This window comes from Sphingopyxis sp. TUF1 (genome assembly GCF_036687315.1).
Taxonomy (GTDB): domain Bacteria; phylum Pseudomonadota; class Alphaproteobacteria; order Sphingomonadales; family Sphingomonadaceae; genus Sphingopyxis; species Sphingopyxis kveilinensis.
This window is the reverse complement of record NZ_CP144683.1, coordinates 1,551,489-1,576,076: the sequence shown is the minus strand read 5'-3', so window position 1 is coordinate 1,576,076 and position 24,588 is coordinate 1,551,489. Positions and strand designations below refer to the sequence as shown.

Sequence of the window (24,588 nt, the reverse complement as noted above, 5' to 3'; positions counted from 1 at the left end):
AGATATGCGCTTCGTCACCCCGGGCTTGACCCGGGGTCCCGCTTGCACTTCAAAACAGGCAGACCCCGGATCAAGTCCGGGGCGACGAAATATAGAAACGACAGGGGACGCCTTTTCATGAAACCAACGACCTTCCTCCCGCTCCTCCTCCTTGGCGCCGCGTTCGCCACGCCCGCCGCGGGGCAGGCGACGCGCACCGTCATCCACGCCGGCCATCTGATCGCCGAGCCCGGCAAACCCGTCAAAGGCGCCTCGACGATCATCGTCGAGAACGGGCGCATCGTTTCGATCGCCGACGGCCACCAGCCCGTCGACCCCGGCGCGACGCTGATCGACCTCAAGGACAAATATGTCCTCCCCGGCCTGATCGACAGCCATGTCCATCTGACCAGTGATGCGGGCGGTCTCGCGGGGCAGCTCGAAGAAATGACGCTGAGCCCGGCGGCGCAGGCCTTCAACGCCGAGGTCAACGGAATGAAGACGCTGCGCGCGGGTTTCACGACGGTGCGCAACCTCGGCGATGGTGATGGCGCGACGCTCGCACTCAGGGATGCGATCCTCGCGGGCAAGGTGCAGGGGCCGCGCATCGTCGATGCGGGGGCGAGCATTTCGGGCAGCGCCGGGCATATGGACGGCTCGCTCGGCTATCGCGACGAGCTGCGGCCCTTCTTCGCGGGCGCCGGCAACACCTGCAACGGCGCCGACGATTGCCGCCGCGCGGTGCGGCTCCAGATCGGGCGCGGCGCAGATGTCATCAAATTCGCCTCGACGGGCGGGGTAAACAGCCGGATCGGGGCAGGGCTGGGCAAACAAATGTTCGACGACGAGGCGCAGGCGATCGTCGAGACCGCGCATATGTTCGGCAAGAAGGTCGCCGTCCACGCGCACGGGGCCGACGGCATCCGCCTCGCGCTGACCGCGGGTGCCGATTCGATCGAGCATGGGACGATCCTCGACGAAGCGACGATCAGCCAGTGGGCGAAGTCGAAAGCTTATTATGTCCCGACGCTCTCGACCGTGAACGGATATAAGGAACGGCTCGCCGCCAACCCGGACGCCTATGAACCCGATGTGCTCGCCAAGATCCGGTGGCGCATCTCGATCACCGGCAAGAGCCTCGAACAACTCGTCCCGCGCGGAGTGAAGATCGCGTTCGGGACCGACGCCGGCGTGTCGAAGCACGGCCGCAACGGCGACGAGTTCGAACTGATGGTCCAGCACGGCATGACCCCGGTCGAGGCGCTGAAGGCCGCGACGGTGAACGCCGCCGACCTGCTCGGCCTGTCGGACCAGATCGGCAGCATCGCGCCGGGCAAGAGCGCCGACATCATCGCGGTCGCCAGCGATCCGATCGCCGATGTCCGCGTGCTGAAGAAGGTCGATTTTGTGATGGCGCGGGGGGAAGTGGTCGAGTGAGGCCATCAATCCTCCCTGCCGCGAAGCGATGGGGAGGGGGACCGCGCCCGAAGGGCGTGGTGGAGCGGCAGCGACGTCGGCACCATTGCCCCTCCGTCAGCGCTTCGCGCTGCCACCTCCCCATGGCTGCGCCACAGGGAGGATCAGTTGTCATCCAGTGCCGCGGCCAAACGCTGCCATTGTTTCCATTTCAACGCATAGCCGATCGTATTCGCCGCGCTACTCGACGGCAGGTCGACGACCTCGACGCTATCCAGAACCGGCAGCTGCCTTCGCCCGATCGCCGCAGCCTTGCCGCCGTTGAACGCGATCATCCGCAGGTCGGGCAGGGCGGCGACGAGCGCGGCGAGGTCGTGTGCTTCGGCGTCGCGGATATGCGAGTCGCTGCTCGTTCGCCGCTCGGCGGAGCGAATCACGTCCCACAGGCCGATTTTCGCCGCGCGAAGAGAGGCAAGTCTCTCGCTATAAGGAAGCTCCGCGAGCGGCCGATCGATTACCGCGCCGACCAGCCGCCAGAACTGGTTCGTCGGATGCGCATAATATTGGCGTTCGGCGAGCGACCGCGCACCCGGCAGGCTGCCGAGGATCAGCAGCCGGGTGTCGGGGGCGACATGGGGCGCGAAGCTGGCGTGACGAAGGGCGGCCATCCGTCACCAATAGCCGGGCGGTAGCGACGCAACAATCTTGCTTGCCCCTTGACCCCTGGCCTTGACCACGCGAGGAATCGCCGCTAGGGGCCGCGACGACCGAAAGCGGCGTTTATCCGCCTCTTCCGGTTGCAACAGCGCTTGAACATTGCTGGCGCGGATGGAGCCTCCGGAAGATCGCGACGATCGGCCGGGGTCTTTTGCTGTTACAAGGTTGCCCGTTTCTCGCGGTTTTCCGTGGGGTTCGGACCGATGCTTCATCCACCGCGGTACAGTAACCGTTCGCTTTGATGGGCGAACACATAAAGGTGAAGCATTCATGCCCACGATCAACCAGCTGGTCCGCAAGGGCCGGACTCCCCAGAAGGTGAAGTCCAAGGTCCCGGCGATGGACGCAAACCCGCAAAAGCGCGGCGTTTGCACCCGTGTCTATACGACGACCCCGAAAAAGCCGAACTCGGCGCTCCGCAAGGTTGCGAAGGTCCGCCTGACCAACCAGCGCGAAGTCATCACCTATATCCCCGGCGAAGGCCACAACCTGCAGGAACACAGCGTCGTGCTGATCCGCGGCGGCCGTGTCCGCGACCTTCCCGGTGTGCGTTACCACGTCCTGCGCGGCGTTCTCGATACGCAGGGTGTGAAGGACCGCAAGCAGAGCCGTTCGAAGTACGGCGCAAAGCGTCCGAAATAAGGACCGCTTTTTCGGCTATTTGATCATCCCAGAGCACCCATGTGCCGGGATGCTGTTGTAAAAGGAATTACCCATGGCTCGTCGTCGTCGTCCTGAACGCCGCGAAATCCTGCCCGATCCCCGTTTCGGGGATGTCGTGCTGTCGAAATTCATGAACAGCGTCATGCTGGACGGGAAAAAGTCGGTCGCCGAAAACATCGTTTACGGTGCATTGGAATCGGTCGAAGCCCGCGCGAAGAAGGAACCGCTCGGCGTGTTCCACGAAGCGCTGGCGAACATCCGCCCGAACATCGAAGTGCGCAGCCGCCGCGTCGGCGGTGCGACCTATCAGGTTCCGGTCGAAGTCCGCCCCGATCGTGCGCAGGCGCTTGCGATCCGCTGGCTGATCACCGCCGCGCGCAACCGCAGCGAAACGACGATGGCCGCGCGCCTGTCGGGCGAACTGCTCGACGCCTCGAACAACCGCGGCAACGCAGTGAAGAAGCGCGAAGACACTCACCGCATGGCCGAAGCCAACCGCGCTTTCAGCCACTATCGCTGGTAATTGCCGGACGTTCTCCGCACGGGGGGCGTCTCGCAATCGCAACAAAACTTCCTATATCGGGGGCGGCTTTAAAGGCCTCCCCCCAAATCCAAGGAAAAGACCATGGCACGCAGCCATCCGCTCGAACGCTATCGCAATTTCGGTATCATGGCGCACATCGACGCCGGCAAGACCACGACGACCGAGCGTATCCTTTATTACACCGGCAAGTCCTACAAGATCGGCGAAGTCCATGACGGCGCCGCGACGATGGACTGGATGGAGCAGGAACAGGAGCGCGGCATCACGATCACGTCCGCAGCGACGACCTGTCTGTGGAAGGCCGATGAAGGCCAGGGCCCCGAGCACCGCCTGAACATCATCGACACCCCCGGACACGTCGACTTCACGATCGAAGTCGAACGCTCGCTGCGCGTCCTCGACGGCGCGGTGGCGGCATTCGACGGCGTCGCGGGTGTCGAGCCGCAGTCGGAAACCGTGTGGCGCCAGGCGGACAAGTACAAGGTTCCGCGGATGTGCTTCATCAACAAGCTCGACCGCACCGGCGCCAATTTCTATTATTGCGTCCAGACGATCATCGATCGCCTCGGTGCGACCCCGGCTGTCCTTTACCTGCCCATCGGTGCGGAATCGGATTTCAAGGGCCTCGTCGACCTCGTCAACGAACGCGCAATCATCTGGAAGGACGAAAGCCTTGGCGCCGAATTCTTCTATGAGGAAATCCCCGCCGATCTCGTCGACAAGGCCGCCGAATATCGTGAAAAGCTCGTCGAGCTCGCCGTCGAACAGGACGACGATGCGATGGAAGCCTATCTCGAAGGCAATCTTCCCGACGTCGCGACGCTGAAGGCGCTGATCCGCAAGGGCACGCTGAACCAGGCGTTCGTACCCGTGCTGTGCGGTTCGGCGTTCAAGAACAAGGGCGTCCAGACGCTGCTCGACGCGGTCGTCGACTATCTGCCCTCGCCGCTCGACATCGAAGACGTCCAGGGCATCAACCCCGACACCGACCAGCCCGATTCGCGTGCGACGTCGGATTCGGCGCCGCTGTCGATGCTCGCGTTCAAGATCATGAACGACCCGTTCGTCGGTTCGCTCACCTTCGCCCGCATCTATTCGGGCACCCTGACCAAGGGCAGCTATCTGAACTCGGTCAAGGACAAGAAGGAAAAGATCGGCCGTATGCTGCTGATGCATGCGAACAGCCGCGAAGACATCGAGGAAGCCTTCGCCGGCGACATCGTCGCGCTCGCGGGGCTCAAGGAAACCACCACCGGGGACACGCTTTGCGCCAGCAACGCGCCGATCATCCTCGAGCGGATGGAATTCCCCGAACCGGTGATCGAGCTGTCGGTCGAACCGAAGACCAAGGCCGACCAGGAAAAGATGGGCATCGCTTTGAGCCGCCTTGCGGCCGAGGATCCCTCGTTCCGCGTGTCGACCGACCATGAATCGGGCCAGACGATCATCAAGGGCATGGGCGAGCTTCACCTCGACATCCTCGTCGATCGCATGAAGCGCGAGTTCAAGGTCGAAGCGAATGTCGGCGCGCCGCAGGTGGCGTATCGCGAATCGCTCGCGAAGCCGGTCGATGTCGATTACACCCACAAGAAGCAGTCGGGCGGCTCGGGCCAGTTCGGCCGCGTCAAGGTTAGCGTCGCTCCTGGCGAACGCGGTTCGGGCATCACCTTCATCGACGAGATCAAGGGCGGCAATATTCCGCGCGAATATATCCCGTCGGTCGAAAAGGGCATGCGCGAGTCGGCCGAAAACGGCCACATGATCGGCTTCCCGATCATCGACTTCGAAATCCGCCTGACCGACGGCGCGTACCACGACGTCGACTCGTCGGCTCTGGCGTTCGAAATCGCGGGCCGCGCGGCGATGCGCGAAGTCGCGGCAAAGGCTGGCATCAAGCTGCTCGAACCGGTGATGAAGGTCGAAGTCGTCACGCCGGAAGAGTTCATGGGCGACGTCATCGGCGACCTCAACAGCCGCCGCGGACAGATCCAGGGCACCGACAGCCGCGGCAACGCACAGGTTGTCGAGGCGATGGTCCCGCTCGCGAACATGTTCGGCTACGTCAACCAGCTGCGCTCGTTCACCCAGGGCCGCGCGCAATATTCGATGCAGTTCTCGCACTATGAAGAAGTGCCGAACAACGTCGCCGAAGAAGTGAAGGCCAAGATGGCCTGACGGGTCTAAGCCGCGCGGGCTTGCACCGCGCGGCAAAGCCCTCTAAGGGCGGCGCCTGATTCAGCAGGCTCGTCCACGACTGATCAACCAAACACATCGAACAAGAAGGTTCACTATCATGGCCAAGGCTAAATTTGAGCGGACGAAGCCGCACTGCAACATCGGTACCATCGGTCACGTCGACCATGGCAAGACCTCGCTGACCGCAGCGATCACCAAGGTGCTCGCCGAAAACGTCGCGGGTAACGCCGCCGTCGACTTCGCGAACATCGACAAGGCGCCCGAAGAGCGCGAGCGCGGCATCACCATTTCGACCGCGCACGTCGAATATGAAACCGAAGGCCGCCACTATGCGCACGTCGACTGCCCGGGCCACGCCGACTATGTGAAGAACATGATCACCGGTGCCGCCCAGATGGACGGCGCGATCCTCGTCGTGTCGGCCGCCGACGGCCCGATGCCGCAGACCAAGGAGCACATCCTGCTCGCGAAGCAGGTCGGCGTTCCGACGATGGTCGTCTTCCTCAACAAGGTCGACCAGCTTGACGATCCCGAGCTGCTCGAGCTCGTCGAACTCGAAATCCGCGAAGAACTTTCGAAACGCGACTTCGACGGTGATAATATTCCGATCATCGCCGGTTCGGCGCTCGCCGCGCTCGAAGGCCGCGACGACAACATCGGCAAGGACGCGATCCTGAAGCTGATGGCTGCCGTCGATGAATGGATCCCGCAGCCGGAACGTCCGCTCGACAAGCCTTTCCTGATGCCGATCGAAGACGTGTTCTCGATCTCGGGCCGCGGCACCGTCGTCACCGGCCGTGTCGAAACCGGCGTCGTCAAGGTTGGCGAAGAAGTCGAGATCGTCGGCATCAAGGACACCAAGAAGACCGTCGTCACCGGCGTCGAAATGTTCCGCAAGCTGCTCGACCAGGGCCAGGCCGGCGACAACATCGGCGCGCTGATCCGCGGCGTCGGTCGTGAAGAAGTCGAGCGTGGCCAGGTTCTGGCGAAGCCCGGCTCGATCACGCCGCACACCGAGTTCACCTCGGAAGTGTACGTCCTGTCGAAGGACGAAGGCGGCCGTCACACGCCGTTCTTTGCGAACTATCGTCCGCAGTTCTACTTCCGCACCACCGACGTCACCGGCGAGGTCATCCTCCCCGAGGGCACCGAGATGGTCATGCCGGGCGACAACGTGCAGCTGTCGGTCAAGCTGATCGCCCCGATCGCCATGGACCCGGGTCTGCGCTTCGCGATTCGCGAAGGCGGCCGCACGGTCGGCGCAGGGGTTGTGGCGACCGTCACAAAGTAATATAGGGCCGCGAGCCGCGCGATTCGGACCGATTCGCGCGGCTCGTAGCTTAAAGGTTTTTGATGGCCGATCCGGCTTCCACTTGGGGGCCGGAACAGGCCATTTCGGCTCTTTCGCATCGTTAGACGGGATTCGACTGGAACAGTCATGGAAACGCAGAATATTCGCATTCGCCTGAAGGCCTTTGATCACCGCGTGCTCGATCAGGCCACCACCGACATCGCCGACACGGCACGTCGCACGGGCGCCCTAATTCGCGGTCCGATCCCGCTTCCGACGCGCATTGAAAAATTCACCGTGAACCGCGGCCCGCACATCGACAAAAAGTCGCGCGAGCAGTTCGAGGTGCGCACCCACAAGCGGCTGCTCGACATCGTGCAGCCCACCCCGCAGACCGTCGACGCGCTGATGAAGCTCGACCTTGCCGCGGGTGTGAATGTTGAAATCAAGTTGGCGTAAGTCAACGTCGCCCCCGCGAAGGCGGGGGCCGCTGGAGATCAGCTCCAGCCTTATAGCGGCCCCCGCCTTCGCGGGGGCGACGATATAAGGGATACCGCCGGTCGTTTCTTCGGAAACACACAGACCGGGCTGCGTCCCCCGTCTCGCCGCTGATCCTTCGGGATGGCGGCACCTCAGCCCGGACGGGGCGATGCATCGAAATTTCGGGCTGGGAGGGTTCCGTTGAGCTTGGCTCAATGGGTCCCGCAAGCCGTGCGGAATGGTCCGCCCGGCCTCTGTTTAGGAGTATGGATCATGCGGACTGGCGTGATCGCGAAGAAAATGGGGATGACCCGCCTGTTTCAGGATGATGGCCGCCACGTGCCCGTCACCGTCCTGAGCCTCGAAGGCTGTCAGGTCGTCTCCGTGCGCGATAAGGAACGCGACGGCTATGTGGCCGTTCAACTGGGTGCCGGATCGGCGAAGGCGAAGAATGTCGCCAAGCCGCAGCGCGGCGCCTATGGCAAGGCCGAAGTCGAGCCCAAGGCGAAGCTCGTCGAATTCCGCGTCGCTGACGACGCGACGCTCGACGTCGGCGCCGAGCTCTCGGCCGACCATTTCGTCGCGGGCCAGATCGTCGACATCCAGGGCGTCACGCAGGGCAAGGGTTTTGCCGGCGCGATGAAGCGCTGGGGTTTCGGCGGTATGCGCGCGACCCACGGTGTTTCGATCAGCCACCGCGCGCATGGTTCGACGGGTAACCGCCAGGATCCGGGCCGCGTCTTCAAGAACAAGAAGATGGCCGGCCATATGGGCGCGCGCAATCGCACCCAGCAGAATCTCGAAATCGTCCGCACCGACGCCGAGCGCGGTCTTCTCTTCGTCAAGGGCTCGGTCCCTGGCTCGAAGGGCGGCTGGCTGCTCGTCCGCGATGCGGTGAAGCTGCCGCGTCATCCCGAGGCCCCCTATCCGGCGGGCATCAAGAGCGCGGCCAACAGCAACGAAGCCCCGGCTGACGCGCCGGTCGAAACGCCGGTCGAAGAGACCGTCGTCGACACCGCGGCGACCGACGGCGCACAGGAGTCCTGATCATGAAGGTCAAGGTTCAGACCCTCGATGGCAAGGCTGGCGCCGACATCGACCTTAACGACGACGTCTTCGGCGTCGACGCCCGCGCAGACATTCTGCACCGCGTCGTCGCCTGGCAGCTCGAAAAGCGCCGCGGCCCCGCCCGCGCCGCCCGCGAGCGCAGCGACGTCGCCCGCACCGGCAAGAAGTTCGGTCGCCAGAAGGGCGGCGGTACGGCTCGCCACGGCGACCGCAAGGCGCCGATCTTCATTGGCGGCGGCAAGGCGCATGGCCCGCGTGCCCGCACCTTCGGCCACTCGCTGAACAAGAAGATCCGCACCCTCGGCCTCAAGATGGCGCTGAGCGACAAGGCGAAGGGCGGCAAGCTCGTCGTCATCGACACGCTCGAGCTCAAGGACGCGAAGACCAAGGCGCTCGCCGGCAAGCTCGGCAAGCTGGAGCTTGGCAATCGCGCGCTCTTCATCGACGGGGACGCGGTGCACGAAAGCTTCGCCATGGCTTCGGCCAACCTGATCGGTGTCGATGCGCTGCCTGCGATCGGTGCCAATGTCTATGACATCGTCCGTGCCGACACGCTGGTCCTGACCCGCGCGGCGGTCGAAAAGCTGGAGGCACGCTGCAATGGCTAAGGCAAAAACAGTCGACGCGCGTCACTATGACGTGATCCTCGCTCCGGTGATCACCGAAAAGTCGACGCTGCTCAGCGAAAACAACGCCGTGGTGTTCAAGGTTGCGGGCGACGCGACCAAGCCCGCGATCAAGGCCGCCGTCGAGGCGCTGTTCGATGTCAAGGTGATCGGCGTGAACACGCTCATTACCAAGGGCAAGACCAAGCGCTGGAAGGGCAAGCCCTATACCCGCAGCGACGTGAAGAAGGCGATCGTTCGCCTGGCCGAAGGCCAGTCGATCGACGTCACCACCGGCGTCTGACGGATAGGGGAAGGCAGAGAAAATGGCACTTAAATCCTATAATCCGACCAGCCCCGGCCAGCGCGGCCTGATCCTCGTCGACAAGTCGGCGCTGTGGAAGGGCAAGCCCGTCAAGGCGCTGACCGAAGGCAAGCGCAAGACCGGCGGCCGCAACAACAAGGGGCATGTGACCTCGCGCGGCATCGCCGGCGGTCACAAGCAGAAGTACCGCTTCATCGACTTCAAGCGTCGGAAGTGGGACATGCCGGCCACCGTCGAGCGGCTGGAATATGACCCCAACCGCACGGCGTTCATCGCGCTGGTGAAATATGAGGACGGCGAGCTCGCCTACATCCTCGCGCCGCAGCGTCTGGCCGTCGGCGACACCGTCGTTGCGGGCAAGAAGACCGACGTGAAGCCGGGCAATGCGATGGAATTGTCGCAGATGCCGGTCGGCACGATCGTCCACAATATCGAGATGAAGCCGGGCAAGGGCGGCCAGATCGCCCGTTCGGCGGGCACCTATGCGCAGGTCGTCGGTCGTGACCGCGGCCTCGTGATCGTGCGTCTCGGTTCGGGCGAGCAGCGTTATATCCGCGGCGAGTGCATGGGCACGGTGGGTGCGGTGTCGAACCCCGACAACCAGAACACCAACCTCGGCAAGGCCGGTCGCGGCCGCTGGCTCGGCAAGCGTCCGCTGACGCGCGGTGTCGCGAAAAACCCGGTCGATCACCCGCACGGCGGTGGTGAAGGCCGCACCTCGGGCGGCCGTCATCCGGTGACCCCGTGGGGCAAGCCGACCAAGGGTGCTCGTACCCGTCACAACAAGTCGACCGACAAGATGATCATCCGGTCGCGTCACGCGAAGAAGAAGAGGTAAGCCATGGCTCGCTCGGTCTGGAAGGGTCCGTTCGTGGACCTTCATCTCCTCAAGAAAGCCGAAACGGCCCAGGACGGCGGCAGCTCTGCCCCGATCAAGACTTGGTCGCGCCGGTCCACCATCCTGCCGCAGTTCGTCGGGCTGACCTTCAACGTCTACAACGGCCGCAAGTTCGTGCCGGTGTCGGTGAACGAAGACATGGTCGGCATGAAGCTGGGTGAATTTGCGCCGACGCGCTTCTTCCCCGGCCACGCGGCCGACAAGAAGGGCAAACGCTAATGGGCAAGGAAAAGTCCCCCCGCCGCGTTGCGGACAATGAGGCGCTTTCGGTCGGCACGCAGATTCGCGGCTCGGCGCAGAAGCTCAACCTCGTTGCTGCGCTGATCCGCGGCCGCAAGGTCGAAGACGCGATGAACGTCCTCGCTTTCTCGAAGAAGGCGATGGCCGTCGACGTGCGCAAGGTTCTCGCCAGCGCCGTCGCCAACGCGGAAAACAACCACAACCTCGACGTCGATGCGCTCGTCGTCAAGGAAGCGAGCGTCGGCAAGTCGCTCTCGATGAAGCGCTGGCATGCGCGTGGCCGCGGCAAGTCGACCCGGATCGTCAAGCCGTTCAGCCGCATCCGCATCGTCGTGCGCGAACAGGAAGAAGAGGCGTAAGATGGGCCAGAAGAGCAATCCGATCGGCCTGCGCCTGCAGGTCAACCGCACCTGGGACAGCCGCTGGTTCGCCGAAGGGCAGGACTATGGCCGCATGCTGGTCGAGGATCTGAAGATCCGCCAATATGTGTTCAAGGCGCTGCCGCAGGCCGCGATCTCGAAGGTCGTGATCGAGCGTCCGGCGAAGCTGTGCCGCGTGTCGATCTATGCCGCCCGTCCGGGCGTCATCATCGGCAAGAAGGGCGCGGACATCGAAAAGCTGCGCAAGAAGCTGGGTGAGATGACGGGCAGCGACGTGTCGCTGAACATCGTCGAAATCCGCAAGCCCGAAGTTGACGCCAAGCTCGTCGGCCAGGGCATTGCCGACCAGCTCGAACGCCGCGTCGCGTTCCGCCGTGCGATGAAGCGCGCGGTGCAGTCGGCGATGCGTCTCGGCGCCGAGGGCATCCGCATCAACTGCGCCGGCCGTCTGGGCGGCGCGGAAATCGCGCGCACCGAATGGTATCGCGAAGGCCGGGTGCCGCTGCACACGCTGCGCGCCAATGTCGACTATGCCGAGGCCGAAGCCCACACCGCCTATGGCGTGTGCGGGATCAAGGTCTGGATCTTCAAGGGCGAGATCCTGGGTCACGACCCGATGGCGACCGACCGTCTGATGCTCGATGCACAGACGACCGGCGTCCGTCCGGCGCGTGAAGATCGCCGTTAAGGAACGCTGACATGCTGCAACCGAAAAAAACCAAGTTCCGCAAGGCTTTCAAGGGCCGTATCCATGGCAATGCCAAGGGCGGAACCAGCCTGAACTTCGGCTCCTATGGCCTGAAGGCGATGGAACCCGAGCGCATTACCGCGCGCCAGATCGAGGCCGCGCGCCGCGCGATCAGCCGTGCGATCAAGCGTCAGGGCCGCCTGTGGATCCGTATCTTCCCCGACGTCCCCGTGTCGTCGAAGCCCGCCGAAGTCCGTATGGGTAAGGGCAAGGGTTCGCCCGAATTCTGGGCCGCCCGCGTCAAGCCCGGCCGCATCCTGTTCGAACTCGACGGCGTCCCCGGCCCCGTGGCCGCGCTGGCGTTCGAACGTGCGGCGATGAAGCTGCCGATCAAGACCAAAGTCGTTGCCCGCCTCGGCGACACGACCCACCTGGAGGGTTAAGGACATGGCCAAGACCGAAGATTTCAAGGCCAAGACCGACGATCAGCTTGCCGAACAGCTCGGCGAACTGAAGCGTGAGGCGTTCAACCTCCGCTTCCAGGCGGCAACCGGCCAGCTTGAAAAGGCCTCGCGCGTCAAGGAAGTGCGGCGCTCGATCGCCCGCATCAAGACGCAGCAGACCGAGCGTGCGCGCTCGGCCGCGAAGTAAGGAGACACGTCATGCCGAAGCGCATTCTGACCGGCACGGTGGTGTCCGACAAGGGCGACAAGACCGTCGTGGTCAAGGTCGAACGGAAGGTGAAGCACCCTCTGTACGGCAAGATCATCCGTCGTTCGAAAAAATACCACGCCCACGATGAGGACAACGCCATCAAGGCCGGCGAAACCGTCCGCATCGAGGAAACGAAGCCGATTTCGAAGCTGAAGACCTGGAAGGTGCTCGACAAGGTCGACACCCACAGCAAGCCCAAGGGCGCCGCTCCGGCTGCTCCCGCCGCGGCCGAAGGCTAAAGAGTTTCACGGAACCGCCGGGGTGTCCCGGTAGGCCAAGGAAGAAGGAAATGCATCGATGATCCAGATGCAGTCACAATTGGAAGTCGCCGACAACAGCGGCGCGAAGCGCGTCCAGTGCATCAAGGTGCTCGGCGGCTCGAAGCGTCGTACCGCCGGCGTGGGCGACGTCATCGTCGTGTCGATCAAGGAAGCGCAGCCGCGCGGCAAGGTGAAGAAGGGCGACGTCCATCGCGCCGTCATCGTCCGCACCGCCAAGGATGTGCGCCGCGCCGACGGTTCGGTGATCCGTTTCGACAGCAACGCCGCCGTGCTCGTCAACAAGAATGAAGAGCCCATCGGCACGCGTATCTTCGGCCCCGTCGTCCGCGAACTGCGCGGCCGCGGCTATATGAAGATCATCAGCCTGGCGCCGGAGGTGCTCTGACCATGGCGAACAAGATCAAGAAGGGCGACACGGTTGTCATCCTGTCCGGCAAGGACAAGGGCAAGACCGGCGAAGTGACGCAGAGCCTGCCGAAGGACGGCAAGGTCGTCGTCGCGGGCGTCAACATCATCACGCGTCACCGCAAGCCGACCCAGACCAACCCGCAGGGCGGTCTGGAACGCAAGGAAGCGCCGCTGTTCGCGAGCAAGGTCGCGCTGGCCGATCCCAAGACCGGCAAGCCGACGCGCGTTCGTTTTGAAACCAAGGACGGCAAGAAGGTCCGCGTGGCCGTGAAGTCCGGGGAGACGATCAATGGCTGACAAATACACGCCGCGCATGCGCAAGCTGTATGACGACAAGATCGTCAAGGCGATGACCGAGAAATTCGGTTACAAAAATGCGATGGAAGTGCCGAAGATCGAAAAGATCACGCTCAACATGGGCGTCGGCGAAGCCACGCAGGACAAGAAGAAGGTCGAAGCCGCGGCAGCCGAAATGGAGCTGATCGCCGGCCAGAAGCCGGTCGTCACCAAGGCGAAGAAGTCGATCGCGCAGTTCAAGCTGCGTGAAGGCATGCCGATCGGTTGCAAGGTCACCCTGCGCCGCGAACGCATGTATGAATTCCTCGACCGGCTGATCACGATCGCGATGCCGCGCATCCGCGACTTTCGCGGCGTGTCGGCGACCAGCTTCGACGGCCGTGGCAATTATGCCATGGGCCTGAAAGAGCAGATCATCTTCCCCGAGATCAACTATGACCGCATCGACCAGGTGCGCGGCATGGACGTGATCGTCACCACCACCGCTCGCACCGACGAAGAGGCCCGCGAACTGCTCAAGCTGTTCGGCTTCCCCTTCCCGATCGAAGCGCAGGAAAAGGAAGCCGCCTGATCCCGCAAGGGACCAGGCAGGCTCTTTCAAGAAGGAAAGAGAACTTAAGTCATGGCGAAACTGAGTTCGGTAAACAAGAATGAGCGTCGCAAGCAGCTGGTGAAGAAATACGCCGGCCGCTACGCGAAGCTGAAGGCGATTGCGGCGGATACCTCGCTCGACGAAGGCGAGCGTCTGATCGCGCGCCTCAAGATGGCGGAAATTCCGCGCAACGGAAACCCGACCCGCATCCGCAACCGGTGCGAGCTGACGGGCCGCCCGCGCGCTTATTATCGCAAATTCCGGCTGTGCCGCGTGCAGCTCCGCGATCTGGCCAACAAGGGCCTGATCCCCGGTGTTGTGAAGTCGAGCTGGTAAGGGACTAGAAGATGGCAATGACCGATCCCCTGGGTGATATGCTCACCCGCATCCGCAACGGCCAGCAGGCGAAGAAGGACAGCGTCCTGACGCCCGCCTCGACGCTGCGCGTCCGTGTTCTCGATGTCCTCCAGCGCGAAGGCTATATCCGCGGCTACAGCGAAGAAGCGCTGGGCGCGAAGGGCCAGCACAAGGGCATTCGCATCGAGCTCAAATATTTCGAGGGCCAGCCGGCGATCCGCCACGTGGCCCGCGTGTCCAAGCCGGGCCGCCGCATCTATTCGGGTTCGAAAGAGCTGCCGATCGTGCGTAACGGCCTGGGCATCACCATCGTGTCGACCCCGCGCGGCGTCCTGTCGGATGCCGAAGCCCGCGAGCATAATGTCGGCGGCGAAGTGCTGGCGGAGGTGTTCTGATGTCGCGCATTGGTAAAAAGGCCGTGGAGATGCCGAGCGGCGTCACCGCTGCGATCGATGGCGGTCAGCTGTCGGTCAAGGGTCCGAAGGGCACGCTCGCGATGCCGCTGTCCGACAACATCAAATATGAAGTCGGCGACGGCAGCATTTCGGTGCAGCCCGCGAACGACACCCGCGAAGCGCGCGCCTTCTGGGGCATGCAGCGGACGCTGGTGCAGAACCTCGTCACGGGCGTGACCGAGGGTTTCACCAAGGTGCTCGAAATCACCGGTGTCGGCTATCGCGCCAACTCGCAGGGCAAGACCTTGAAGCTGCAGCTCGGCTACAGCCATGATGTCGATTATGCGGTGCCCGAGGGCATCGAGATCAAGACGCCGGACAATACGACGATCGAGATCAGCGGCATCGACAAGCAGAAGGTCGGCCAGGTCGCGGCGGAAATCCGTCGCTGGCGCAAGCCCGAACCCTATAAGGGCAAGGGCATCAAATATCGCGGCGAGTACATCTTCCGCAAAGAAGGCAAGAAGAAGTAAGCCATGGCACATCTTACCCAATTCGAAAAACGCCGCCAGCGCGTCCGCACTGCGCTCCGTCAACGTGCCGCCGGGCGTCCGCGCCTTTCGGTGCACCGCTCGGGCCGCCACATCTATGCGCAGCTCATCGATGACGCTGCCGGCGCGACGCTGGCTTCGGCTTCGACGCTCGACAAGGATGTCCGCGGCAAGACCGGCGCGACCACGGCGGCTGCCGCCGACGTCGGCAAGCGCCTCGCCGCTGCCGCCAAGAAGGCGGGCGTGACGCAGGTCGTGTTCGACCGCGGCGGCTTCCTGTTCCACGGGCGCATCAAGGCGCTGGCCGACGCGGCTCGCGAAGGCGGATTGGAGTTCTGATTATGGCAGACGAAGTACAGAACGTCGAAGGCGCCACCGAAACGGCTCCCACCGAAGGCCAGGCTCCGCGCCGCGGCCGTGGCGGCGGCCGCGACGGTGGCCGCGGTGGTCGTGACGGTGGCCGTGGCCGCCGCGACGATCGTCGCCCGCGCGATGAAGACGGCGGCGAAGAGCTGATCGAAAAGCTCGTGCACATCAACCGCGTCTCGAAGACCGTGAAGGGCGGCAAGCGCTTCGGCTTCGCAGCGCTCGTCGTCGTCGGCGACGGCAAGGGCCGCGCCGGTTTCGGCCATGGCAAGGCGCGCGAAGTGCCCGAAGCCATTTCGAAGGCGACCGCGGCGGCCAAGAAGGCGATGATCCGCGTTCCGCTGCGCGACGGCCGCACGCTGCACCATGATGGTCGCGGTGTGTTCGGTGCTGGCAATGTGACGCTGCGTTCGGCGCCCGCCGGTACGGGCATCATCGCCGGCGGTCCGATGCGCGCCGTGTTCGAATCGCTGGGCGTGGCCGATGTGGTGACCAAGTCGGTCGGCACCTCGAACCCCTATAATATGATCCGCGCGACCTTCGAGGCGCTCGGTGAACAGACCAGCCCCAAGTCGGTCGCGCAGCGTCGCGGCAAGAAGGTGTCGGACCTCATCAAGCGTGGCGGTGCATCCGATCGCGCCGCCGAGGCCGAAGCCGCGGCGGTGACGGAGTAAGACCATGGCCGACAAGAAGATCAAGATCCGCCAGATCGGTTCGCCGATCCGTCGTCCGAAGGGCCAGCGCGCCATCCTGACCGGCCTCGGCCTGGGCAAGATGCACCGTGAGGTCGAACTGGTCGACACGCCGGAAGTGCGCGGCATGATCCGCAAGCTTCCGCACATGGTGGAAGTCGTCGAGGGCTAAAGAGCCATGAAGCTCTACCGCCTGTTGACCGGTCCCGACGACAGCGAATTTTGCGCGCGCGTCGAAGGATTGCTCAACCGGGGGTGGCAGCTTCACGGCAGCCCGTCGATCACCAGTGTCGATGGCCGCGGCTATGTTGCCCAGGCCATCGTGATGGAAAAGGCCGGGCCCTATCCCGGCTTTCAGCCGTCGAGTGAAATCGAACCGGACTAGACCTTTTCGCTGAGAGGGCCAGTCCACAGCGCGAACATAGCGAAAGCGAGTGCAAGACATGACGATCAAGCTTAACGAACTTCGTGACAACAACGGCGCCCGCAAGGGCCGGATGCGCGTCGGACGCGGTATTGGCTCGGGCAAGGGCAAGACCGCCGGCCGCGGCCAGAAGGGCCAGAAGGCGCGCAGCGGCGTCGCGATCAACGGGTTCGAGGGCGGCCAGATGCCGCTCCACATGCGCATTCCGAAGCGTGGCTTCAACAATATCTTCGGCAAGGATTTCGCGATCGTCAATCTGGGCATGGTCCAGAAGCTGGTCGACGCGAAGAAGCTCGACGCCAAGGCGACGATCGACCACGCCGCGCTCAAGGCCGCCGGCGTCGCGCGCGGCGGCAAGGACGGCGTTCGCCTCCTCGCCAAGGGCGAGCTGACCGCCAAGCTGACCTTCGCGGTCGCCGGTGCGTCGAAGGGCGCGATCGAGGCGGTCGAAAAGGCCGGCGGCAAGGTCGAACTGCCCGAAGCCAAGGAAGCATCGCCCGAAGGCAAGAAGGCCCAGCGCCGCGCCAAGGCCAAGGCCGAGTAAATCAGACAAGGGGCGGCCTCGAATACGGGTCGCCCTCGTCGTTTTTGATGAGCCTTTATTTCCCGTTCGTGTCGAGCGAAGTCGCGACACCTCTCGGGACAGCGCAAGCTCGAGAGGCATCTCGACTTCGCTCGATGCGAACGGATATTGAAAGCGGGACTGGAGCGTCGGCTCACCGCTAAATAGGCCTTTCCCCTTGCGCTTCGCGACCGCCGAACGCACATAGGCGCCGGGTCGCGGGGGGCGCGGTCCGGACTATCCTCGAGGAAACTACCCATGGCCTCACGCGCCGACCAGCTTGCATCGAACCTCAATTTCTCGAAATTCGGTCAGGCGACCGAACTCAAGAACCGCATCTGGTTCACGATCGGCGCGCTGATCGTCTTTCGCTTCCTGTCGTTCGTGCCGTTGCCCGGCGTCGATCCGGTCGCGCTGGCGACGCTTTACAGCCAGGCCGCATCGGGCGGCGTCCTCGACATCTTCAACACTTTTTCGGGCGGCAGCCTGGAGCGCATGAGCATCATCGCGCTCGGCGTCATGCCCTATATTACGGCATCGATCGTCGTTCAGCTGGCCGCGGCGCTCTCGCCCAGCCTCGCCGCGCTCAAGAAAGAGGGCGAAAGCGGGCGCAAGAAGCTCAACCAATATACGCGCTACGGCACGGTCCTTCTGACCGCGGTCCAGGGCTATTTCATTGCCGTCGGGCTCGAAACGCTCGGCGCGTCGCAGGGGGTCGCCGCGGTTGTCGACCCTGGCATGATGTTCCGCATCGGCGCGGTCATCTCGATCGTCGGCGGCACACTGTTCCTGATGTGGCTCGGCGAACAGATCACCAGCCGCGGCATCGGCAACGGCGTTTCGCTCATCATCATGGCGGGCATCCTCGCGCAGCTGCCGCGCAGCTTTGCGCAGATGTTCACGCAGGTGCGCGAAGGTTCGATGGGCGGCGGCACCGTGATTGCGGTGATTGCGGGCGGCATCGCCCTCATCGCCTTCATCAGCTTCATGGAACGCGCGCAGCGCCGCGTTCTCGTCCAATATCCGAAGCGCGCGACGCAGCGCGGCGTGATGCAGGCCGACCGCAGCCATCTGCCGCTGAAGGTCAACACCGCGGGCGTCATCCCGCCGATCTTTGCCTCGTCGTTGCTGCTGATGCCGCTCACCGTCACGCAGATGATGGGCAATAATGTTCAGGGTGATTCCGCGTGGGGCGATTTCCTGATCACGCTCAACCAGTATCTCGCGCACGGCCAGCCGCTTTACATGGCGCTTTATGCCGCGGGCATCATCTTCTTCTGCTTCTTCTACGTGGCCGTTGTCTTCAACCCCGAAGAGACCGCCGAAAATCTGAAGAAGCAGAACGGGTTCATTCCCGGCATCCGTCCGGGCAAGAACACCGCGACCTACCTCGACTTCGTGCTGACGCGCATCACGGTGATCGGCGCCGCCTATCTCACGATCATCTGCCTTGTGCCCGAATATTTCATTGCCCAGTCGGGGCTGCCTTTCTATCTCGGCGGCACCAGCCTGCTCATCATCGTCAATGTGACGATCGACACGATCAGCCAGATCCAGAGCCACATGCTCGCCCACCAATATGGCGACCTCATCAAAAAGGCGAAATTGAAGGGCGGCGTTGCACGGCGCTGACGCCTTCGATAGGGCAGTCTGCGACACGCACGGGAACAGGGGCTTCGATGACGCTCAATATCATATTGCTCGGACCGCCGGGGGCGGGCAAGGGAACGCAGGCTTCGCGGCTCGAGGATGAGCATGGCATGGTCCAGCTGTCGACCGGCGACATGCTGCGCGCGGCGGTCAAGGCGGGCACGCCCATCGGGCTTCAGGCCAAGGCGGTAATGGACGCGGGCGAGCTCGTTTCCGACGCGATCGTCTCGGGACTGATCGGCGAGCGGCTCGATGCGCTCGGCCCTGACGTGTCGGTGATCTTCGACGGCTATCCGCGCACCGCGGCGCAGGCCGAGGCGCTCGACGAGTTGCTTTCGTCGCGCGGTCGCAAGCTCGACCATGTCATCGAGCTGCGCGTCGAGGAAGACGCGCTCGTCGACCGCATCACCGGCCGCTTCAGCTGCGCCCAGTGCGGTGCGGGTTATCACGACCGCTACAAGCTGCCCAAGGCAGCCGATACATGCGACGTCTGCGGGGCGCACGACTTCAAGCGCCGCCCCGACGACAATGAGGAAACGGTGCGCACGCGCATGGCCGAATATCGCGCCAAGACCGCGCCGATCCTGCCGATCTACGACGCGCGCGGCATCGTCACCCACGTCGACGGCATGGCGCCGATCGACCAGGTCAACGACGCGATCGAAACGATCCTCAGCACCGCTGGCTAACGCCCGCGCTTAATCGTCATTGCGAGGGCCGCAGGCCCGTGGCAATCCAGAGCGGTGCAGGGCCGCCCTGGATTGCTTCCCCCGGCGTTCGCCGGGGTCGCAATGACTAAGCCCGGTCGGTTGCGCCAGGCGGGGAGCGGATGATGAACTTCAAAACAAAGATGGCGGCGGCAATTTCAGCAATGGCTGGACTGGCCCTCGCGCCCGGCGCGACCGCCAAGGTCATCGACCAGAGCGAAACGGGCTTCACCGTCGCGCACACGGCGCAGGTCGCAGCGGCACCCGCCGACGTGTGGAAGATGCTGCGAATGCCGCAAAGCTGGTGGTCGAAAGATCATAGCTGGTCGGGCGATGCGGCGAATTTCTGGCTCGATTCGCAAGCGGGCGGCTGCTTTTGCGAAAAGCTGCCCGACACCGGTTCCGGGGTCGGCAGCGTCCAGCACGCGCGCATCCTCTTTTCGCGGCCGAACGAGATGCTTCGCCTGTCGGGGGCCTTCGGCCCGCTGCAGGGCGAGGCGCTGACGGGCACGCTGACGATCCAGATCAAGGCAACGCCGACGGGCAGCGCGCTGCGCTTCGATTATGTCGTCGGCGGCTATATGCGCTTCAAGGTCGCCGACATCGCGCCCGCGGTCGACCGCGTGATCGGCGAGCAGTTGCGCGGGCTGGCCGACGCGCTCGGCGGCGCGCTGCCTCCGGCGCGCGGCGAAAAGGCGGCGGACGACGACGCGAAGGCCCCCACGAGCGAGACGCCGGCGGCGAAGGACGAAGCTTCGCAAGAGTCCGGCCTCGACGCCGCGGTCGCCGACCTCGTCGACGAAGAAACGGCGCCGAAACCCGACGAGCGCTCCTAACCCCCCGGCTTGCCGCGCAGCTTGGCGAGCGCTGCGAACGGCCCCGCCGCTTCCTCGCTCAGCACGCCCTTTTCGGCCAGGATGCGGTCCGCGTCGGGGTGGCGCGGAAAGGGGTCGAGCGCGAGCGACAGCGTCTGCACCGCGGCTTCGCCCAGGTCGGCGCGGTCGCCCTCGAGCGGCAGCAGGTCGAGCGCGTCGCGGTCGAGCTCGACTTCCTCGTCCGCGCTCGCCGGAGTATCGACATCGCGCAGGAAGCGCAGGTCGAAGCGCTCGGCGATGCGCGCGGGGACGGGTAGGCCGGTCGCGGCGCACGCCTGCACCACCTCGGCCTTGACCTCGCCCGTCGCCGCCAGCCCGCCCGCAACCGCGCGGATCGCGGCGGTCAGCGCAAAATGATCGAGCGCGATCAGACCCAGCCGCGTGGCGATCCGTTCGCGCGCCGCAGCGTCGGCCTCGACCGCGACCGTTCGGCCCTGCGCCGCATCGACGAGCGTGACGATCAGCGAAAACTCGTTTCCCGCGCTCACGTCCGCGCTCCCGGCAGCCGGTCGGCGGTGACCAGCTCGGCGACCGGCATCGCCGCCAGCGCACCGCGCAGCGCCGCCACCTCGGCCATCACATGCGCCAGCCCCGCCGCCTCGGGCGCCTTGCCGCGCCACAGATTGCGTACCAGCGCCGCCTCGAGTTCGTCCGATCCGTCGGGCGCGCGATAGGCGCCGAGCCGCCCGCCGAGCGCGCCCATCATCCGCCCGACCTGCTTGCCGACGACCATGTCGCCAAAGCCGATCTGGCGCATCTGCCCGTCCATGTCGCTGACGAACAATTCGGTGAGCTGGACGCCGGCGAGCGCCTGATCGGGATCGTCGTCGATGCGGTGCAGGACCAGCGCCATCACCAAGCTGACCATGTCGAACCGCCCGTCGAGCGTGTCGGGGACGCCGCCCTCGGCATACCAGTGCGGCGCGCGCGCGGTGGCGACCACCGCCTGCCACAGCGGACGGCGCGCCTCGCGCGGGTCGGGTTCGGATCGGAACAATTTGCGTAAGCTGAACATCGCCGCTGCTTAGGCGCATTCGCGCCGCCCGAAAAGGGGCGCCGGTCAGCTTGTGGCAAGCTTTGCCGCGGCACAAGCGGCTTGTGCGCGCTCGCCGCTTGCGGTTAAGAGGCGCGAGAGCCAGCGCCACCGTCCGATGAAGCGGCGGACCGGCGCAACGGAGATAGTTTATGCCGAATGCGAGTCCTGTCCTTTCCACCCCCCGCGCGCGCCTCGTCCTGCTGGGACTGGTCGTCGCGCTCGCGACCAGCGGCTGTACACAGCTCAAGGGGCGGCAGGGCTATGTCGCCGACGCGACCTTGACCGATGCGATCACGCCCGGCGTCGACAACCGCGAATCGGTCGAACGCACGCTGGGCCGCCCGACCTTCGTCGGCCAGTTCGGATCGGGCGAATATTATTATGTCTCGCGCGAAACGCGCCAGCTCGCCTTCGCCAAGCCGCGCCCGATCGCGCAGCAGGTGCTGCGCGTGCGCTTCGACGCCGCGGGCAATGTCGCCGCGGTCGACCGCACCGGGCTTGAACTTGTCAGCCGTCTCAGCCCCGAAGGCGACAAGACGCCGACGCTCGGCCGCGAGCGCAGCTTCTTCGAGGATATTTTCGGCAATATCGGCGCGGTCGGCGCGCCGGGCGCCGGGGCTCCGGCGGGGCGGTAAGCCTGGCAACGGATTCGATCCGTCGCCCCCGCGAAGGCGGGGGCCGCTGGCGGCCTACAGCTATCCCGATAACGGCCCCCGCCTTCGCGGGGGCGACGCGCTTCTAAACTACTGCGCAATCCCGCCCGCGGCCAGCACCGCCAGCGTGACCAGGTCCGAAGCGGTCGACGCCATCGTCGCGACCTGCACCGGATGCTCCATGCCCACCAGCATCGGGCCGATCACCGCGCCGCCGCCCAGTTCGCGCAGCAGCTTCGCCGACAAGTTCGCCGATTGCAGCCCCGGCATGATCAGCACGTTCGCCGGGCCCGACAGGCGGCAGAAGGGATAATTCTTCATCACCTTGGCGTTCAGCGCGACGTCGGGTGCCATCTCGCCTTCATATTCGAATCCGGGCTGGCGCCGGTCGAGGATCGCGACCGCCTCGCGGATATTCTCCAGCCAGCTCCCCTCGGGATTGCCGAAGGTCGAATAGGACAGGAAGGCGACGCGCGGTTCGTGCCCCATGCGCCGCGCGACCTGCGCGGTGCGTTCGGCGATGTCGGCGAGCATTTCGGCCGACGGCCGCTCGTTGACCGTGGTGTCGGCCATGAAGATGGTGTGATGCTGGTCGACCAGCACGTGAATGCCGAACGGCGTCTTGCCCTCGGCATGGTCGATCACGCGGCGAATCTCGCGCATTGTCTGCGAATAGGTGCGCGTCGTGCCGGTGATCATCGCATCGCCGAGGCCCATTTTGAGCAGCAGCGAGCCAAAGATGTTGCGGTCGCGGTTGACCATCCGCTCGACGTCGCGGCGCAAATATCCGCGCCGCTGGAGCCGTTCGTACAGCATGTCGACCATCGCCGGGACGTGCGGCGAATTGACGCTGTTGTGCACCTCGAAACTTTCGGCGTCGGCGACGCCCATCGCGCGCAATTTGTCGTGCAGCCCTTCGCGCCCGACGAGCACCGGGGTGCCATAGCCGCCGTCGCGAAACTGGATCGCCGCCCGCAGCACGGTTTCTTCCTCGCCCTCGGCAAAGACGACGCGCTTGGGATTGTTGCGCGCGGCTTCATAGGCGAGCGTCAGCACCGATGTCGTCGGGTTGAGCCGCGCGCGCAAGGATGTGCGATAGGCGTCCAGATCGTCGATCGGCCGCTGGGCAACGCCTGTCTCCATCGCCGCCTTGGCGACCGCGGCGGGCACGATTTCCATCAGCCGCGGATCGAAGGGCGAGGGGATGATATATTCGGGGCCAAAGCTCGACGCGCGGCCGCCATAGGCGGCGGCAACTTCCTCGGGCACCTGCTGGCGCGCGAGGTCGGCGATCGCATAGGCCGCCGCGATCTTCATCTCCTCGTTGATTGCGGTCGCATGGACGTCGAGCGCGCCGCGGAAGATGAAGGGGAAGCAGAGGACATTGTTGACCTGGTTCGGATAGTCCGACCGCCCGGTAGCGATGATCGCGTCGGGTCTTGCTGCGCGGGCATCCGGCGGCGAGATTTCGGGATCGGGGTTCGCCATCGCAAAGATGATCGGCGCGGGCGCCATGTCCTTCACCATCTCGGGCTTCAGCGCGCCCGCGGCGGAAAGGCCGAGGAACACATCGGCGCCGACGAGCGCTTCGGTCAGGTCGCGCGCGTCGGTCGGCACCGCATGGGCGGACTTCCACTGGTCCATTCCCTCGGTGCGGCCCTGGTAAATCGTGCCCTTGCGGTCGCACATGATGACATTTTCGTGCCGCACGCCCATCGCCTTGATCAGCGCGGTGCACGCGATCGCCGCCGCCCCCGCGCCGTTGACGACGACCTTGACCGTCGCCAGGTCGCGCCCGGTCAGGTAACAGGCGTTGATCAGCCCCGCGGCGGTGATGATCGCGGTGCCATGCTGGTCGTCGTGGAACACCGGGATGTTCATCCGCTCTTTCAGCGCGGCTTCGATGATGAAGCAATTGGGGGCGGCAATATCTTCCAGGTTGATGCCGCCAAAGCTCGGCGCGAGCAGTTCGACCGCCTCGATGAAACGCTGCGGATCTTCGGTGTCGACCTCCAGATCGATCGAATCGACGTCGGCAAAGCGCTTGAACAGCACCGCCTTGCCTTCCATCACCGGCTTCGACGCGAGCGCGCCGAGGTTGCCGAGCCCCAGGATCGCGGTGCCGTTCGAAATGACGGCGACCAGATTGCCCTTGATCGTATAGTCATAGGCTTTGGCGGGATCTTCGGCGATCGCCTTCACCGGCACCGCGACGCCGGGCGAATAGGCCAGGCTCAGGTCGCGCTGCGTCGCCATCGGCTTCGATGCGACGATCTCGATTTTCCCGGGCCGCCCATATTCGTGGTAGAGCAGGGCCTCGCGATCCGAAAACTGCACCTTGTTGCCGCTGTCCATTCGCTGTCCTCTCGATAAAGTCCCAAGATGCGCGCCGAGGCTTTCCCCTAGCGCGGCCTCGCGAAAATGTAACCGGCAATGTTGGAGGTGGGTGGCGACGGGAGGGCGAAGGTCTGGAAGTGCGATTATCCTCCCTGTGGCGAAGCCATGGGGAGGGGCAACGAAGACTTGGCAGCTTGCTGC

At 64.6% G+C, this 24,588-nt stretch carries 35 protein-coding genes; 31 read left to right on the top strand and 4 right to left on the bottom strand.

All coding sequences use genetic code 11. The features are described 5' to 3' along the window. Positions 1–117: 117 nt before the first annotated feature. Positions 118–1,416, top strand: a complete 1,299-nt coding sequence (locus VSX77_RS07540; protein ID WP_338427024.1) for a metal-dependent hydrolase family protein — start codon at positions 118–120, stop codon at positions 1,414–1,416. A gap of 143 nt (positions 1,417–1,559) precedes the next feature. Here VSX77_RS07540 and VSX77_RS07535 read toward each other — a convergent pair whose 3' ends face one another. Next, positions 1,560–2,063, bottom strand: coding sequence for a DNA-deoxyinosine glycosylase (locus VSX77_RS07535; protein WP_338427023.1), 504 nt, complete (start codon positions 2,061–2,063; stop codon positions 1,560–1,562). 319 nt (positions 2,064–2,382) lie between these two features. Between VSX77_RS07535 and rpsL the strand changes: the two genes are divergently transcribed. The 29 genes from rpsL (at position 2,383) to VSX77_RS07390 (ending at position 20,322) form a co-directional block, all read left to right on the top strand. Then, complete coding sequence (rpsL, locus tag VSX77_RS07530; protein WP_037515637.1) at positions 2,383–2,754, top strand: 30S ribosomal protein S12; 372 nt, start codon at positions 2,383–2,385, stop codon at positions 2,752–2,754. Positions 2,755–2,827: 73 nt separating this feature from the next. Further along, positions 2,828–3,298 carry a 30S ribosomal protein S7 gene (rpsG, locus tag VSX77_RS07525; protein WP_194953106.1) on the top strand — a complete coding sequence of 157 codons (471 nt, stop codon included), beginning with the start codon at positions 2,828–2,830 and terminating at the stop codon, positions 3,296–3,298. Between the two features lie 102 nt (positions 3,299–3,400). Further along, the gene (gene fusA, locus VSX77_RS07520) at positions 3,401–5,494 is read left to right on the top strand and encodes an elongation factor G (protein ID WP_338427022.1); all 2,094 of its coding nucleotides are present in this window, start codon (positions 3,401–3,403) and stop codon (positions 5,492–5,494) included. 118 nt (positions 5,495–5,612) lie between these two features. After that, on the top strand, positions 5,613–6,806 hold the full coding sequence (tuf, locus tag VSX77_RS07515; protein WP_338427021.1) for an elongation factor Tu: 1,194 nt from the start codon (positions 5,613–5,615) through the stop codon (positions 6,804–6,806). A gap of 147 nt (positions 6,807–6,953) precedes the next feature. After that, positions 6,954–7,265, top strand: coding sequence for a 30S ribosomal protein S10 (rpsJ, locus tag VSX77_RS07510; RefSeq protein WP_011543089.1), 312 nt, complete (start codon positions 6,954–6,956; stop codon positions 7,263–7,265). A gap of 294 nt (positions 7,266–7,559) precedes the next feature. Beyond that, positions 7,560–8,333 carry a 50S ribosomal protein L3 gene (rplC, locus tag VSX77_RS07505; protein ID WP_338427020.1) on the top strand — a complete coding sequence of 258 codons (774 nt, stop codon included), beginning with the start codon at positions 7,560–7,562 and terminating at the stop codon, positions 8,331–8,333. Between the two features lie 2 nt (positions 8,334–8,335). After that, positions 8,336–8,962: a 50S ribosomal protein L4 gene (gene rplD / locus VSX77_RS07500; protein ID WP_338427019.1), complete on the top strand. Its 627-nt coding sequence runs from the start codon at positions 8,336–8,338 to the stop codon at positions 8,960–8,962. Further along, positions 8,955–9,263, top strand: coding sequence for a 50S ribosomal protein L23 (locus VSX77_RS07495; protein ID WP_338427018.1), 309 nt, complete (start codon positions 8,955–8,957; stop codon positions 9,261–9,263). The genes rplD and VSX77_RS07495 overlap by 8 nt, the downstream gene beginning before the upstream one ends. Positions 9,264–9,285: 22 nt before the next feature. Next, the gene (gene rplB, locus VSX77_RS07490; RefSeq protein WP_338427017.1) at positions 9,286–10,122 is read left to right on the top strand and encodes a 50S ribosomal protein L2; all 837 of its coding nucleotides are present in this window, start codon (positions 9,286–9,288) and stop codon (positions 10,120–10,122) included. 3 nt (positions 10,123–10,125) lie between these two features. After that, complete coding sequence (gene rpsS / locus VSX77_RS07485) at positions 10,126–10,401, top strand: 30S ribosomal protein S19 (RefSeq protein WP_037556370.1); 276 nt, start codon at positions 10,126–10,128, stop codon at positions 10,399–10,401. Continuing rightward, positions 10,401–10,781 (top strand): 50S ribosomal protein L22, encoded by a 381-nt coding sequence (gene rplV / locus VSX77_RS07480; RefSeq protein WP_011543083.1) that lies wholly within the window; start codon positions 10,401–10,403, stop codon positions 10,779–10,781. Before rpsS ends, rplV begins: the two co-directional genes overlap by 1 nt. Position 10,782: 1 nt before the next feature. Beyond that, positions 10,783–11,490, top strand: coding sequence for a 30S ribosomal protein S3 (gene rpsC, locus VSX77_RS07475; RefSeq protein ID WP_338427016.1), 708 nt, complete (start codon positions 10,783–10,785; stop codon positions 11,488–11,490). A gap of 11 nt (positions 11,491–11,501) precedes the next feature. Next, entirely contained in the window at positions 11,502–11,933 is a 432-nt protein-coding gene (rplP, locus tag VSX77_RS07470; RefSeq protein ID WP_056341835.1) for a 50S ribosomal protein L16, read from the top strand. Between the two features lie 4 nt (positions 11,934–11,937). Beyond that, positions 11,938–12,141 (top strand): 50S ribosomal protein L29, encoded by a 204-nt coding sequence (rpmC, locus tag VSX77_RS07465; RefSeq protein WP_037556372.1) that lies wholly within the window; start codon positions 11,938–11,940, stop codon positions 12,139–12,141. Between the two features lie 11 nt (positions 12,142–12,152). Further along, positions 12,153–12,443 (top strand): 30S ribosomal protein S17, encoded by a 291-nt coding sequence (gene rpsQ / locus VSX77_RS07460; protein WP_037556374.1) that lies wholly within the window; start codon positions 12,153–12,155, stop codon positions 12,441–12,443. Between the two features lie 58 nt (positions 12,444–12,501). Next, positions 12,502–12,870: a 50S ribosomal protein L14 gene (gene rplN, locus VSX77_RS07455; protein WP_011543078.1), complete on the top strand. Its 369-nt coding sequence runs from the start codon at positions 12,502–12,504 to the stop codon at positions 12,868–12,870. A gap of 2 nt (positions 12,871–12,872) precedes the next feature. Then, positions 12,873–13,190, top strand: a complete 318-nt coding sequence (gene rplX, locus VSX77_RS07450; RefSeq protein ID WP_338427015.1) for a 50S ribosomal protein L24 — start codon at positions 12,873–12,875, stop codon at positions 13,188–13,190. Then, positions 13,183–13,761 (top strand): 50S ribosomal protein L5, encoded by a 579-nt coding sequence (rplE, locus tag VSX77_RS07445; protein ID WP_338427014.1) that lies wholly within the window; start codon positions 13,183–13,185, stop codon positions 13,759–13,761. The genes rplX and rplE overlap by 8 nt, the downstream gene beginning before the upstream one ends. A gap of 51 nt (positions 13,762–13,812) precedes the next feature. After that, positions 13,813–14,118, top strand: a complete 306-nt coding sequence (rpsN, locus tag VSX77_RS07440; RefSeq protein WP_338427013.1) for a 30S ribosomal protein S14 — start codon at positions 13,813–13,815, stop codon at positions 14,116–14,118. An 11-nt stretch (positions 14,119–14,129) separates the two neighbouring features. After that, positions 14,130–14,534, top strand: coding sequence for a 30S ribosomal protein S8 (gene rpsH / locus VSX77_RS07435; RefSeq protein ID WP_037556380.1), 405 nt, complete (start codon positions 14,130–14,132; stop codon positions 14,532–14,534). After that, on the top strand, positions 14,534–15,067 hold the full coding sequence (gene rplF, locus VSX77_RS07430; RefSeq protein WP_338427012.1) for a 50S ribosomal protein L6: 534 nt from the start codon (positions 14,534–14,536) through the stop codon (positions 15,065–15,067). Before rpsH ends, rplF begins: the two co-directional genes overlap by 1 nt. Positions 15,068–15,070: 3 nt before the next feature. Then, the gene (rplR, locus tag VSX77_RS07425) at positions 15,071–15,424 is read left to right on the top strand and encodes a 50S ribosomal protein L18 (protein WP_338427011.1); all 354 of its coding nucleotides are present in this window, start codon (positions 15,071–15,073) and stop codon (positions 15,422–15,424) included. Positions 15,425–15,426: 2 nt separating this feature from the next. After that, the gene (gene rpsE, locus VSX77_RS07420; RefSeq protein ID WP_338427010.1) at positions 15,427–16,125 is read left to right on the top strand and encodes a 30S ribosomal protein S5; all 699 of its coding nucleotides are present in this window, start codon (positions 15,427–15,429) and stop codon (positions 16,123–16,125) included. 4 nt (positions 16,126–16,129) lie between these two features. Next, entirely contained in the window at positions 16,130–16,315 is a 186-nt protein-coding gene (rpmD, locus tag VSX77_RS07415) for a 50S ribosomal protein L30 (protein ID WP_120217707.1), read from the top strand. Positions 16,316–16,321: 6 nt separating this feature from the next. Further along, positions 16,322–16,528, top strand: coding sequence for a DUF1737 domain-containing protein (locus VSX77_RS07410; RefSeq protein ID WP_338427009.1), 207 nt, complete (start codon positions 16,322–16,324; stop codon positions 16,526–16,528). A gap of 58 nt (positions 16,529–16,586) precedes the next feature. Beyond that, complete coding sequence (gene rplO / locus VSX77_RS07405; protein WP_338427008.1) at positions 16,587–17,111, top strand: 50S ribosomal protein L15; 525 nt, start codon at positions 16,587–16,589, stop codon at positions 17,109–17,111. A gap of 276 nt (positions 17,112–17,387) precedes the next feature. Further along, positions 17,388–18,761 carry a preprotein translocase subunit SecY gene (secY, locus tag VSX77_RS07400; RefSeq protein ID WP_338427007.1) on the top strand — a complete coding sequence of 458 codons (1,374 nt, stop codon included), beginning with the start codon at positions 17,388–17,390 and terminating at the stop codon, positions 18,759–18,761. Positions 18,762–18,808: 47 nt separating this feature from the next. After that, positions 18,809–19,468: an adenylate kinase gene (locus VSX77_RS07395; RefSeq protein ID WP_338427006.1), complete on the top strand. Its 660-nt coding sequence runs from the start codon at positions 18,809–18,811 to the stop codon at positions 19,466–19,468. Between the two features lie 143 nt (positions 19,469–19,611). Then, on the top strand, positions 19,612–20,322 hold the full coding sequence (locus tag VSX77_RS07390) for a hypothetical protein (protein WP_338427005.1): 711 nt from the start codon (positions 19,612–19,614) through the stop codon (positions 20,320–20,322). Here VSX77_RS07390 and VSX77_RS07385 read toward each other — a convergent pair. Continuing rightward, entirely contained in the window at positions 20,319–20,849 is a 531-nt protein-coding gene (locus VSX77_RS07385) for a YceD family protein (RefSeq protein ID WP_338427004.1), read from the bottom strand. The two genes, VSX77_RS07390 and VSX77_RS07385, sit on opposite strands and share 4 nt — an antisense overlap. Beyond that, the gene (locus tag VSX77_RS07380; RefSeq protein WP_338427003.1) at positions 20,846–21,376 is read right to left on the bottom strand and encodes a ubiquinol-cytochrome C chaperone family protein; all 531 of its coding nucleotides are present in this window, start codon (positions 21,374–21,376) and stop codon (positions 20,846–20,848) included. The genes VSX77_RS07385 and VSX77_RS07380 overlap by 4 nt, the downstream gene beginning before the upstream one ends. 170 nt (positions 21,377–21,546) lie before the next feature. On the opposite strand from VSX77_RS07380, the gene VSX77_RS07375 reads away from it, so the two are divergent. After that, the gene (locus VSX77_RS07375) at positions 21,547–22,032 is read left to right on the top strand and encodes an outer membrane protein assembly factor BamE (RefSeq protein WP_338427002.1); all 486 of its coding nucleotides are present in this window, start codon (positions 21,547–21,549) and stop codon (positions 22,030–22,032) included. A gap of 108 nt (positions 22,033–22,140) precedes the next feature. Here the strand turns inward: VSX77_RS07375 and VSX77_RS07370 are convergent, their stop codons facing one another. Then, positions 22,141–24,405 (bottom strand): NADP-dependent malic enzyme, encoded by a 2,265-nt coding sequence (locus VSX77_RS07370; RefSeq protein ID WP_338427001.1) that lies wholly within the window; start codon positions 24,403–24,405, stop codon positions 22,141–22,143. Positions 24,406–24,588: the final 183 nt, after the last annotated feature.

Bases quoted from the DNA above. Each gene is read 5' to 3' on its own strand.
- VSX77_RS07540 (WP_338427024.1), top strand. From the start codon at position 118: ATGAAACCAACGACCTTCCTCCCGCTCCTCCTCCTTGGCGCCGCGTTC.
- VSX77_RS07535 (WP_338427023.1), bottom strand. From the start codon at position 2,063: ATGGCCGCCCTTCGTCACGCCAGCTTCGCGCCCCATGTCGCCCCCGAC.
- rpsL (WP_037515637.1), top strand. From the start codon at position 2,383: ATGCCCACGATCAACCAGCTGGTCCGCAAGGGCCGGACTCCCCAGAAG.
- rpsG (WP_194953106.1), top strand. From the start codon at position 2,828: ATGGCTCGTCGTCGTCGTCCTGAACGCCGCGAAATCCTGCCCGATCCC.
- fusA (WP_338427022.1), top strand. From the start codon at position 3,401: ATGGCACGCAGCCATCCGCTCGAACGCTATCGCAATTTCGGTATCATG.
- tuf (WP_338427021.1), top strand. From the start codon at position 5,613: ATGGCCAAGGCTAAATTTGAGCGGACGAAGCCGCACTGCAACATCGGT.
- rpsJ (WP_011543089.1), top strand. From the start codon at position 6,954: ATGGAAACGCAGAATATTCGCATTCGCCTGAAGGCCTTTGATCACCGC.
- rplC (WP_338427020.1), top strand. From the start codon at position 7,560: ATGCGGACTGGCGTGATCGCGAAGAAAATGGGGATGACCCGCCTGTTT.
- rplD (WP_338427019.1), top strand. From the start codon at position 8,336: ATGAAGGTCAAGGTTCAGACCCTCGATGGCAAGGCTGGCGCCGACATC.
- VSX77_RS07495 (WP_338427018.1), top strand. From the start codon at position 8,955: ATGGCTAAGGCAAAAACAGTCGACGCGCGTCACTATGACGTGATCCTC.
- rplB (WP_338427017.1), top strand. From the start codon at position 9,286: ATGGCACTTAAATCCTATAATCCGACCAGCCCCGGCCAGCGCGGCCTG.
- rpsS (WP_037556370.1), top strand. From the start codon at position 10,126: ATGGCTCGCTCGGTCTGGAAGGGTCCGTTCGTGGACCTTCATCTCCTC.
- rplV (WP_011543083.1), top strand. From the start codon at position 10,401: ATGGGCAAGGAAAAGTCCCCCCGCCGCGTTGCGGACAATGAGGCGCTT.
- rpsC (WP_338427016.1), top strand. From the start codon at position 10,783: ATGGGCCAGAAGAGCAATCCGATCGGCCTGCGCCTGCAGGTCAACCGC.
- rplP (WP_056341835.1), top strand. From the start codon at position 11,502: ATGCTGCAACCGAAAAAAACCAAGTTCCGCAAGGCTTTCAAGGGCCGT.
- rpmC (WP_037556372.1), top strand. From the start codon at position 11,938: ATGGCCAAGACCGAAGATTTCAAGGCCAAGACCGACGATCAGCTTGCC.
- rpsQ (WP_037556374.1), top strand. From the start codon at position 12,153: ATGCCGAAGCGCATTCTGACCGGCACGGTGGTGTCCGACAAGGGCGAC.
- rplN (WP_011543078.1), top strand. From the start codon at position 12,502: ATGATCCAGATGCAGTCACAATTGGAAGTCGCCGACAACAGCGGCGCG.
- rplX (WP_338427015.1), top strand. From the start codon at position 12,873: ATGGCGAACAAGATCAAGAAGGGCGACACGGTTGTCATCCTGTCCGGC.
- rplE (WP_338427014.1), top strand. From the start codon at position 13,183: ATGGCTGACAAATACACGCCGCGCATGCGCAAGCTGTATGACGACAAG.
- rpsN (WP_338427013.1), top strand. From the start codon at position 13,813: ATGGCGAAACTGAGTTCGGTAAACAAGAATGAGCGTCGCAAGCAGCTG.
- rpsH (WP_037556380.1), top strand. From the start codon at position 14,130: ATGGCAATGACCGATCCCCTGGGTGATATGCTCACCCGCATCCGCAAC.
- rplF (WP_338427012.1), top strand. From the start codon at position 14,534: ATGTCGCGCATTGGTAAAAAGGCCGTGGAGATGCCGAGCGGCGTCACC.
- rplR (WP_338427011.1), top strand. From the start codon at position 15,071: ATGGCACATCTTACCCAATTCGAAAAACGCCGCCAGCGCGTCCGCACT.
- rpsE (WP_338427010.1), top strand. From the start codon at position 15,427: ATGGCAGACGAAGTACAGAACGTCGAAGGCGCCACCGAAACGGCTCCC.
- rpmD (WP_120217707.1), top strand. From the start codon at position 16,130: ATGGCCGACAAGAAGATCAAGATCCGCCAGATCGGTTCGCCGATCCGT.
- VSX77_RS07410 (WP_338427009.1), top strand. From the start codon at position 16,322: ATGAAGCTCTACCGCCTGTTGACCGGTCCCGACGACAGCGAATTTTGC.
- rplO (WP_338427008.1), top strand. From the start codon at position 16,587: ATGACGATCAAGCTTAACGAACTTCGTGACAACAACGGCGCCCGCAAG.
- secY (WP_338427007.1), top strand. From the start codon at position 17,388: ATGGCCTCACGCGCCGACCAGCTTGCATCGAACCTCAATTTCTCGAAA.
- VSX77_RS07395 (WP_338427006.1), top strand. From the start codon at position 18,809: ATGACGCTCAATATCATATTGCTCGGACCGCCGGGGGCGGGCAAGGGA.
- VSX77_RS07390 (WP_338427005.1), top strand. From the start codon at position 19,612: ATGAACTTCAAAACAAAGATGGCGGCGGCAATTTCAGCAATGGCTGGA.
- VSX77_RS07380 (WP_338427003.1), bottom strand. From the start codon at position 21,376: ATGTTCAGCTTACGCAAATTGTTCCGATCCGAACCCGACCCGCGCGAG.
- VSX77_RS07375 (WP_338427002.1), top strand. From the start codon at position 21,547: ATGCCGAATGCGAGTCCTGTCCTTTCCACCCCCCGCGCGCGCCTCGTC.
- VSX77_RS07370 (WP_338427001.1), bottom strand. From the start codon at position 24,405: ATGGACAGCGGCAACAAGGTGCAGTTTTCGGATCGCGAGGCCCTGCTC.